The following is an 8,542-nucleotide window of genomic DNA, read 5'->3' on the forward strand; positions in this document are numbered from 1 at the left end:
AGCCCAGCGCGCCACCCAAATAGTGCTACACACTCGTACGTGGATGAAGGAAAAGATATGACGGATAATCAGCCCACGCGCTCGAAGCGCCGGTGCAGCCTCCAAGCCACCGGCATTCATGCGGGATATAAGGACGGCGAGGATATCCTCGCCGGCGTCGATCTACACGCCCGCGCCGGTGAGGTCACCACGCTCATCGGGCCCAATGGCTGTGGCAAGTCCACGCTGCTCAAGACTCTGTCTAAAATCCTGGCCCCGCGACAGGGCAGCGTCATGGTCGGGGACGCTGACCTGCATGCGATGAACGCGAAGGAAGCCGCGCAGCAGGTGGCGCTGCTGCCGCAGCACCCCGTGGCCCCTGATGGATTGCGGGTAGGCGAGTTGGTTGCGCGTGGGCGCCACCCCTATCAGGGCAGGATGCGCGGCCTTTCCGCCACGGACCGAGAGATCATCGCCCAGGCCTGCGAGGCCACGGAGATTGTGGACTTCCTCGATCGCGATATCGCTTCCCTATCGGGCGGGCAGCGCCAGCGCGTCTGGCTAGCGCTAGCGTTGGCGCAAGATACGCCGGTGCTGCTTCTCGATGAACCCACGACCTTCCTCGACCCCGCACACGCCATGAGCATGTTGGAGCTGGCTCGCGCACAGGCGCGCGCCGGCAAAACGGTGGTAGTGGTCCTGCACGATCTCATGCTGGCGGGCCACTACTCCGATTCCATGGTGGTGATGAAGGCCGGCGAAATCATTGCTCGCGGGGCCCCGAAGCAGGCGCTGGCCCCCAAGGTATTGGCGCAGGCCTATGGCATCGAGGCGGAGGCCTGGGACGACCCGCTTGGCGATGCCCCCATTATCGTCCCCCGCCGCGTCCTCCCCAGCGACAAGTAAGCGCTCCCCCGCTAAGCGCGGGGAGCGTGTTGCTCAGATCGGCTACTGCCGCGCCAACCGGCGGATATCCAAAACCGAAATGGCGATGATGAAGAGGTTGAGCACGCAGCCCACGCTCAGCAGGAAATTGCCGATGCGGTAGGTTCCTGTGCCGACTGCCGCCATATTGCCGTAGATATAGAGCCAGATTCCCCAGCCCACCAGCAGCACGATGCCAGCGATTCCGGAGAGCAGCTTGAGGCTGCGTGGGGAGGTGGGGGCGAAGAACTTAAAGGCGGCATCGATAAGCGCGGCTGCTGCCAGGACTATGCTTAATCCACCCGAGAGCCACAGCGGGAGCAGGGCTGCGGTTCCTACGACAACGGGGAGGATGAAGGCGAGGAACACTAAGAGGAATAGTCCCAGGTGTATCCACAGAGTGCGTTTGGTGTAGCTCATAGGGCGGACTCTACTTCCTTGCGCAGTGGGGGATTGGCGCCGGTGCGGGAGACGGTGATGCCGGCCGCGGTGGCGGCAAAGTGGAGGATATCGCGCCACTGTTCGGCGCTTAGTGTTGCGGCTTTGTTCGCATCGAGGCCGCGTTCATCCAATTGCGTCAACAGGGCTGCCATGATGGTGTCGCCGGCGCCGATGGTATCGGTGACCTCTACCGCGGCTGCGGGAACGTCGAGTGAAGTATCCCCGGCCCTGACGCTAATTCCATCGCCGCCGCGGGTGGTGACCACGATGGGTACCTGGTTGGTGAACTTTTCGCCTAAAAAGTCCACCTCTTCATCCGATAGTTTCAGCACAGAGACGTGTGGCAGCAAATCCGCCAAGAATTTCTTATGCGCGTCGGTGGCGTAAAAGGGCCGGATATTGGGATCTAGGGCCACGAGTGTTCCCTGCGCGGCAAAGTCCTTGAGCAGCTGCGCGTAGCGGGAAGCACCCGGCTCCAAGGCCAAGGAAACGGTGCCGAAGCAGGCGATATCTGCAGGGACTAGTTTGGGCTCAACGAAGCGATCTGCGGTGCCTTCCACATAAAAGTTATAGGAGGCCGTGCCGTTTGCTGCGATGGTGGTCACCGCCAAGGTGGTCGGTTCTTCGCCGCCCTGCACGTGGGCGGTTACGACGCCTTCTTCCTCAAGGCGCCGGAATAATTCCTGGCCAAAGCCATCGGTAGAAATCCGCGATTGGAACTCCACGTCCGCGCCCAGGCGTGCCGCGGCGATGGCCACGTTGAAGGGGCCGCCGCCTAGCGCCGGGGTGAGGTCGTTCAAGCGGCCGGGGGATACCGGAACCAGGTCCACGAGGCCTTCGCCGCACACATGAATAGTCATAGTTCCATAGTATCGGGGACATGAACCACCGACCGAACTTTCACCTCGCTCCACCAGTTGGTCGCCTCAATGACCCCAATGGCCTTTTTGTGGATGGCGATATTCTGCACGCATATTACCAGCATGACCCTGCCTTTCCGCACAAGCCCAAGCGGACTGGCTGGGGTCACGCCACCACGACGGTGTCCGCGCCCACTCCGTGGCGGCATTATCCCGATGCGCTTTATCCTGACCTGCCCTATGACAAGGATGGGTGCTACTCCGGCGGGGCCGTTGTTGACGGCACTGACGTGTGGCTTTTTTATACGGGAAACTTGAAAGAAGACGGGCGCCGCATCTCGTCGCAGAACCGCGTGCGGGTCATGGACCCCTCTGGGCCGGAAGGCGGGATTTATGTCCGCGATGCCGACAACCCGCTTATCGCTGATTCTCCGGAGGGATATACCGGCCATTTCCGCGATCCCCATATTTCCCGCGCCGGGGAGGGATGGCGCATGGTCATTGGTGCGCAAACGGAAGACGAACGCGGAACCATCGTGCTGTATTATTCACAGGATTTAAGGCAGTGGGAGTTTCAGGGTGAGCTTGTTTTTGATGATCCCGCGCAGCTTCCCGGTGGCTATATGTGGGAGTGCCCCAACCTGCTGACCTTTGGGGATAAACACGTGCTGATCTTCTGCCCACAGGAGGAAACGGACCGGTGCGGCTACGTCGTCGGCACCTTGGACGGGCTTAATTTCCACGTTGAGCGTGGCTTTACCCTTCTGGATCACGGCACGCAGTTCTATGCGCCGCAGGCAACCGAGGAAAATATCTTGCTGGGCTGGATGGGCATGCCCGCTCATGATGAGACGCCAACGCACGGGTGGGTGCATACCTTGACTATTCCGCGGCAGCTGTGGCTGGAGGATAATTACCTGTGCCAAGAACCTCTGTGGTCTGCGCTGCCGGAAACCCGCGGCAGGGAGGGCTATGGCTCGACCATCGATATAACGGGGGAGGGAGCTTATGCGCTTGTCGATGCCACTGGCAAGGAAGCGTTCCGCGTGGTGCAAGGAGGTGGCACCATCTCTTTCAACGACGGTGAGCCGATCGCATGCCCCGATGGAGAAATGCGGCTCATCGCCGATGGCTGCGCCGTAGAAGTCTTTGCCGGTGGCGGTCGCATCGCCGCGTCCTTCGCGGTCTTTGGTGATGCTCCCTGGCATGCATGGGAGCCGCTGGACTAAGACCCTGCGGAACTAGGATCGACAGCTTTTTGCTTTGTGGACATTTGGGCCCAAACAGACTTAAATGGGAAGTAGTCAATCACATTCGGTCACTTAATGTGACCTAAATAACAAAGGTTGGTCCATGGAGCATAAAGAGGTCGCCGCCCGCACCCTGAAGGCATTAGGCGGCGAAGATAATATTATTGCCCTTGCCCACTGCGCCACGCGCTTGCGCATGGTCTTGGATGATTCGGACAAGGTAGATACCGCAGCGCTAGACAACGATCCGGATCTGAAGGGCACCTTCGAAGCCGGTGGTATGTTCCAGGTCATCGTGGGCCCAGGCGATGTCAATATCGTCTTTCAGGAAATGACCAAGTCCATTTCCAAGGACGTCGCCGTATCCACCGACCGCCTAAAGGATATTGCCGCGGAATCTGGGAACTGGTTCTCCCGTGCGGTCAAGGTCTTGGCCGATATCTTTGTTCCGCTAATCCCAATCCTGCTCGGCGGCGGTCTATTGATGGCATTAAATAATGTGCTGACCGCGCCGGGACTATTTGGGGATCAATCCGTCATCGAAATGTATCCCTCGTGGGAAGGATTTGCCGGGCTGGTCAACCTCCTGGCATCCGCCCCCTTTGCCTTCCTTCCTATCCTCGTGGGCTTTACTGCTACTAAACGCTTTGGCGGTAATGAATTCCTGGGCGCGGGCATGGCCATGGCCATGGTCATGCCAGATTTGGTTAGCGGCTATAACGTTGCCGAGGCCATTGACAATGGCGAGATGCCCTACTGGGATATCTTTGGCTTAGACGTTGCCCAAGCCGGCTACCAGGGCTCTATCTTGCCCATTCTGGTCATCGCCTGGATCTTGGCGACGATTGAAAAGTTCCTGCACAAGCACCTCAAGGGCACCGTGGACTTCATGCTCACGCCCCTGCTTACCCTGCTGGTGACGGGCTTTATTACCTTTATGGGCCTGGGACCCATCTTGCGTACCGCCGGTGAGTGGTTGGGCATGGGGCTGGCCAACCTGTATGACTTTGCAGGCCCCGTGGCCGGATTCCTTTTCGGCCTGGTTTATTCGCCAATCGTCATTACCGGCCTCCACCAATCATTCCCGCCCATTGAGACGATGCTGTGGAATGAGGGCGGTTCCTTCATCTTCCCCATCGCTTCGATGGCCAATATTGCCCAGGGTGGTGTGGCCTTGGCGGTGTACTTCCTGGCGCGTTCCGAAAAGCTCAAGGGCTTGGCCGGCGCCTCCGGTATCTCGGCGCTGTTTGGTATTACTGAGCCCGCGATCTTCGGCGTTAACCTGCGCCTGCGTTGGCCGTTTTATATCGGTATGGCGGCATCAGCCATCGCTTCTACATTCATTGCCATTTTCGGCGTGCTTGCGGATGCCCTCGGCGCCGCCGGCTTCATTGGCTTCGTCTCCGTTCCCCGCTTTGTCCCAACCTTCTTGCTGTGTGGTGTCATCTCCTTCGCCGTCGCCTTCATCGGGGCCTACCTGTACGGGCGCGTGCTCATCCATCGCAATGGCACTATTGATCCGGATGAGGTCAATCCTCCCGCCGCACAGGCTTTGGCCGCCGAGGCCGCTGAAGAGTCTGCTGCCAGCGCTTCCGCCGCCGCAGATGCCGCAACAATCTTTTCCCCGCTAGAGGGTAATGCCGTGCCCCTATCCAAAGTTGAGGACCCCATGTTCGCCGGAGGCAAGCTGGGTAAAGGCGTTGCGCTCGAACCGACCGTCGGCAAGCTCGTTGCGCCTGCCGATGGCACCATCACCGTGACTTTCCCTTCTCACCACGCCTACGCCCTGCGCGTGGAAGACCCAGCGGTGGGGCCGATTGACATCCTTATGCACATTGGCTTCGATACGGTAAATCTCAAGGGTGAACACTTCACCTCGCATGTCAATAAGGGCGATACCGTCAAGCAAGGCGAGGTCCTGGCTGAATTCGATATCGAAGCCATCAAGGAAGCGGGTCTGCCGGTAACGACGCCAATCGTTGTGTCCAACGCCAAGAAGACTGGCCCCGTTATTCCCACCGCGGCTTTCCGCGAGGGCGAGCTCATCGGTTCTGGGACGGACCTATTTACCGTTGATCCAAAGGCTAGGCAGGAGACTGCGGAGACTTCTACGAAGGAAGCTACGTCTTAAGGGGCTGGGGTTTCTGATACAAGAAAGGCTGGGGATAAACCCAGCCTTTTACTTGTTGGTGTTCATTAGGCGCCGTTGCGCCGTTGCCCAGGCTTTGGGCGGCTGGTGTCACCACGGTGACAATGGCTACGGTATCGATCCCCTAGAAAACCATAAGAGACCGCCAACTCGGTCGCTACCAACACCGGCACGGCTAAGTTTTGCTGTGGGCCAATCGCGTGGGAAATTACCTTAGGGCGACTCAGGAACACGAGCGCTAACGCACACCGACCTTTTAGCGCAAGAGAATTGAACTATGCGCAGAATCTCCGGCGGGCGGTGAACACGCCGCCAAGCATCATTGCTGCAATGCTGAGGGCTGCTAGGAGCCGAGCGACAGTGTTCGAGCCGGTTTCTGCCGCCATGCCACGCGGAGCCTCAACAGCTGCAGGTGCTTCGGCTTCCACCGGTGTTTCGACGGGGGCCTGCTCAGGAGCTGTTTCCTCGATTGCGCCACTTTGAGCGATTACTTCTTCTTTGTTGTTTTTGATCATTTCTTGGGAGGCGGCTTTCTCTTCTGGAGTAGGCTCCAAGTGAGTCCGAGATTGATCTCTGATGTAGGTAATGCCGTCCTTGGCGAGGTACCACGTCACGCCACCGATTACGAGAACTGCTGCTAAGGCAGCAATTCCAATTCCACTTTGCGCCTGAGCGTTTGCTTCCGGCGTAGGGGCGGTGGGGTGTGACGCCGAAGGTGAGGGCGCCAGCTAACGCAGTGGCGGTCAGAACTTTAGGTATGCGATTCATTTTTGTCCTTAGGGGGCAGTGGAATAGGGAAGAGTCCGTCTGAGAGATAAACGGATCTAAAGATTGACAGGATTCTTTGTGCTGCATTACCGCTGCGCAAAGAAAAATCGTCCGATTATTAAAACCAGGCACAGCTGTCCTAAATAGGGGGTGCTAGGGCGAAAAGTTGCTTCGCATTCGAAGTTTGGAAAGCGCCACCCCCATATGGTTGAATATATAGGTTGCGAGAGCTGGTCGGTCCGTAGCGGTGCGTTTCCGAATCGCCGGTCCGAGACCCATCGACGCTTTACGGTGTTCGTTGTAAAGGCTCGAGCACAGCAAGTTTGTAGACCGCGTGTGGCAAGGACGGAAATCTTGTCGCACATCAATCCAGGTCAGGAGACCCATAGTGATTCAGCAAGAATCGCGTCTGCGCGTCGCCGACAACTCTGGTGCACGTGAAATTTTGTGCATCCGCGTTCTCGGTGGCTCTGTCCGACGCTCCGCTGGCATCGGCGACGTAATTGTCGCGACCGTCAAGGACGCTGTTCCAGGCGGCAGCGTAAAAGAAGGCGATGTAATTAAGGCAGTTATCGTCCGTGCGAAGAAGGAGACCCGTCGTCCAGACGGTTCCTACATCCGCTTTGACGAGAATGCTGCAGTTATTCTGAAGGGCGATAGCGAACCTCGCGGTACCCGTATCTTCGGCCCGGTTGCTCGTGAACTTCGTGACAAGCGTTTCATGAAGATCGTTTCTCTAGCACCGGAGGTGATCTAATCTTATGAAGATCCATAAGGGAGATATGGTGATTGTCATTTCGGGCCCAGATAAGGGTGCGAAGGGCAAGGTCATCGAGGCATACCCGAAGCGCGAAAAGGTCCTCGTTGAGGGCGTTAACCGCATCAAGAAGCACGTCGCAAACTCCGCTACCGAGCGTGGCGCCGAGTCCGGCGGAATCGTTACCCAAGAAGCCCCGATCCACGTGTCCAACGTTGCGATCGTTGACTCCGAGGGCAACCCGACCCGCGTGGGCTACCGTTTCGACGAGAACGGCAAAAAGGTCCGTATCGCGCGTAGCAACGGGAAGGACATCTAAAAATGAGCGAGAACTACACCCCGCGTCTGAAGACTCGCTACCGCGAGGAAATCCGCAAGAACCTGAACGAAGAGTTCAAGTACGACAACGTCATGCAGATCCCTGGCGTCACCAAGGTCGTCGTCAACATGGGTGTTGGCGAAGCTGCCCGTGACTCTAAGGTCATCAATGGCGCTCTCGAGGACCTGACCGCTATCACCGGTCAGAAGCCACAGCTGCGTCGCGCAAAGAAGTCCATCGCAAACTTCAAGCTGCGCGAAGGCATGCCTATCGGCGCACGCGTTACCCTGCGCGGCGACCGCATGTGGGAGTTCCTGGACCGTCTGCTGACCATCGCGTTGCCACGTATTCGTGACTTCCGCGGTCTGTCTGACCAGCAGTTCGACGGCCACGGTAACTACACCTTCGGTCTGTCTGAGCAGTCCATGTTCTACGAAATCGACATCGACAAGATCGATCGTCCCCGTGGTATGGACATCACCGTCGTTACCAGCGCTACCAACGACGAAGAAGGCCGTAAGCTCCTGCGCGAGCTCGGCTTTCCGTTCAAGTAAATAGAGCGCTAAAAAATCCCAACTCCATGCAAGGAGTTGGGATTTTTTAGTTTTATTGTCATCCTTGGATTCTAGTGGTCGTTTCAACGATGATGGCTGCTTTGGTGTGATACTACCGGTTTGTGTCAGGGATGACTTTGGCTGGGGTGCGCCAGTTGAGTGCTTTGCGTGGCTTGTGGTTGTGAATGTTGGCGATCATCTCTAGGGCCTCGGTGCTGTAGATGGACAGGTCGCTGTTTTGGGAAGGTTTCTCTTGAGACTGCTGTTGGTGTTTTCGTTGCTGCCTCGTTCCCACGGCGATCCTGGATGGCAGAAGTAGAGCGTGTCAAGTTGTTTGTGTGTGGGGCTAGGTTTATAGGTATTTGTCGAAGCGGGCGGGAAAGGCTACGGCCATTTGGTTGATGGCTTGTTTCCAGCCGGAAACTCGGGCTCCTTCCACGAGCCTGCTGGCGGTAGCCGAGGCTCGTTTGCCTTGTTTCGCTCTCTTTGCGGCTCGTTTGTCTTCAATGTTGCAGATCATCAACCACAGCGTCTTGAGCGC

At 57.8% G+C, this 8,542-nt stretch carries 9 protein-coding genes and 1 pseudogene; 6 read left to right on the plus strand and 4 right to left on the minus strand.

What is annotated here, in order from left to right; translation table 11 throughout:
- Nucleotides 1-57 precede the first annotated feature (57 nt).
- A complete protein-coding gene (locus tag HMPREF1257_RS10030) occupies nt 58-885 on the plus strand; it encodes an ABC transporter ATP-binding protein (protein ID WP_023025187.1) in 828 nt (275 codons plus the stop codon).
- 42 nt (nt 886-927) lie between these two features.
- On the opposite strand, the gene HMPREF1257_RS10035 is transcribed toward HMPREF1257_RS10030, so the two are convergent.
- Entirely contained in the window at nt 928-1,323 is a 396-nt protein-coding gene (locus HMPREF1257_RS10035; RefSeq protein ID WP_023025188.1) for a hypothetical protein, read from the minus strand.
- Nucleotides 1,320-2,204: a carbohydrate kinase gene (locus HMPREF1257_RS10040; protein WP_023025189.1), complete on the minus strand. Its 885-nt coding sequence runs from the start codon at nt 2,202-2,204 to the stop codon at nt 1,320-1,322. The genes HMPREF1257_RS10035 and HMPREF1257_RS10040 overlap by 4 nt, the downstream gene beginning before the upstream one ends.
- Nucleotides 2,205-2,224: 20 nt before the next feature.
- Here HMPREF1257_RS10040 and HMPREF1257_RS10045 point away from each other — a divergent pair, with 20 nt between their 5' ends.
- Entirely contained in the window at nt 2,225-3,433 is a 1,209-nt protein-coding gene (locus HMPREF1257_RS10045) for a glycoside hydrolase family 32 protein (RefSeq protein ID WP_023025190.1), read from the plus strand.
- Between the two features lie 124 nt (nt 3,434-3,557).
- Complete coding sequence (locus HMPREF1257_RS10050; RefSeq protein ID WP_023025191.1) at nt 3,558-5,585, plus strand: sucrose-specific PTS transporter subunit IIBC; 2,028 nt, start codon at nt 3,558-3,560, stop codon at nt 5,583-5,585.
- 293 nt (nt 5,586-5,878) lie between these two features.
- Here the strand turns inward: HMPREF1257_RS10050 and HMPREF1257_RS10055 are convergent, their stop codons facing one another.
- Entirely contained in the window at nt 5,879-6,217 is a 339-nt protein-coding gene (locus tag HMPREF1257_RS10055) for a hypothetical protein (protein ID WP_023025192.1), read from the minus strand.
- A gap of 542 nt (nt 6,218-6,759) precedes the next feature.
- Here HMPREF1257_RS10055 and rplN point away from each other — a divergent pair.
- Genes rplN through rplE form a run of 3 tightly spaced genes read left to right on the plus strand, consistent with a single transcriptional unit; the run spans nt 6,760 to nt 8,001 of the window.
- Nucleotides 6,760-7,128, plus strand: a complete 369-nt coding sequence (gene rplN / locus HMPREF1257_RS10060; protein WP_023025193.1) for a 50S ribosomal protein L14 — start codon at nt 6,760-6,762, stop codon at nt 7,126-7,128.
- 4 nt (nt 7,129-7,132) lie between these two features.
- On the plus strand, nt 7,133-7,447 hold the full coding sequence (gene rplX / locus HMPREF1257_RS10065; RefSeq protein WP_005276967.1) for a 50S ribosomal protein L24: 315 nt from the start codon (nt 7,133-7,135) through the stop codon (nt 7,445-7,447).
- Nucleotides 7,448-7,449: 2 nt separating this feature from the next.
- Nucleotides 7,450-8,001: a 50S ribosomal protein L5 gene (rplE, locus tag HMPREF1257_RS10070; RefSeq protein ID WP_023025194.1), complete on the plus strand. Its 552-nt coding sequence runs from the start codon at nt 7,450-7,452 to the stop codon at nt 7,999-8,001.
- Between the two features lie 352 nt (nt 8,002-8,353).
- Here rplE and HMPREF1257_RS10080 read toward each other — a convergent pair.
- A pseudogene (locus HMPREF1257_RS10080) lies at nt 8,354-8,542 on the minus strand (IS256 family transposase); the annotation flags it as partial.

The sequence above is a fragment of the Corynebacterium sp. KPL1814 genome, from assembly GCF_000478175.1.
Lineage (GTDB): Bacteria > Actinomycetota > Actinomycetes > Mycobacteriales > Mycobacteriaceae > Corynebacterium.

Coding starts and splice junctions, on each gene's coding strand:
- rplE (WP_023025194.1), top strand. CDS start 7,450: ATGAGCGAGAACTACACCCCGCGTCTGAAGACTCGCTACCGCGAGGAA.
- HMPREF1257_RS10045 (WP_023025190.1), top strand. CDS start 2,225: ATGAACCACCGACCGAACTTTCACCTCGCTCCACCAGTTGGTCGCCTC.
- HMPREF1257_RS10040 (WP_023025189.1), bottom strand. CDS start 2,204: ATGACTATTCATGTGTGCGGCGAAGGCCTCGTGGACCTGGTTCCGGTA.
- HMPREF1257_RS10050 (WP_023025191.1), top strand. CDS start 3,558: ATGGAGCATAAAGAGGTCGCCGCCCGCACCCTGAAGGCATTAGGCGGC.
- HMPREF1257_RS10030 (WP_023025187.1), top strand. CDS start 58: ATGACGGATAATCAGCCCACGCGCTCGAAGCGCCGGTGCAGCCTCCAA.
- HMPREF1257_RS10035 (WP_023025188.1), bottom strand. CDS start 1,323: ATGAGCTACACCAAACGCACTCTGTGGATACACCTGGGACTATTCCTC.
- rplX (WP_005276967.1), top strand. CDS start 7,133: ATGAAGATCCATAAGGGAGATATGGTGATTGTCATTTCGGGCCCAGAT.